The organism is Halomonas sp. G11 (assembly GCF_001663515.1).
Classification (GTDB): domain Bacteria; phylum Pseudomonadota; class Gammaproteobacteria; order Pseudomonadales; family Halomonadaceae; genus Vreelandella.
The window spans coordinates 1-512 of the sequence record NZ_LYXG01000037.1 but is presented as its reverse complement, the minus strand read 5'-3'; the positions used below and the strand labels follow the sequence as shown (position 1 = coordinate 512).

Annotated in this window: 1 protein-coding gene; it reads right to left on the bottom strand. The window is 63.7% G+C overall.

From position 1 onward, the window contains the following. Positions 1–512 (bottom strand): dihydroxy-acid dehydratase (locus ADS46_RS13725; RefSeq protein ID WP_199825240.1); only part of this gene is annotated, 512 nt, incomplete at both ends.

Sequence of the window (512 nt, the reverse complement as noted above, 5' to 3'; positions counted from 1 at the left end):
GACATGCCCGCCTCCGCGGCCATGAAGTCGTGCATCGATATCTCACCCGCCTTGACCTGCTCGGAGAGCTGCCACACCACGGTGCCGGAGCCGATATCCTTGCCCTTGTGCTTGCCGTTGAGCATCGGTCCGCCGGTGACCACGATGGTGGGGATATCGCAGCTGGCCGCCCCCATCAACAGCGCCGGGGTGGTCTTGTCGCAGCCCACCAGCAGCACCACGCCGTCCATGGGGTTGCCGCGAATGGCTTCCTCCACGTCCATGCTGGCCAGGTTGCGGGTGAACATGGCCGTGGGGCGCAGGTTGGACTCACCGTTGGAGAACACCGGAAACTCGACCGGGTAGCCGCCCGCTTCCAGGATGCCCTGCTTGACGTGCTCCGCCAGCTTGCGGAAATGCGCGTTGCAGGGCGTCAGCTCCGACCAGGTGTTGCAGATCCCGATAATCGGCTTGCCCTGGAACTCATGGTCAGGAATGCCCTGATTCTTCATCCAGCTGCGGTACATGAAGCC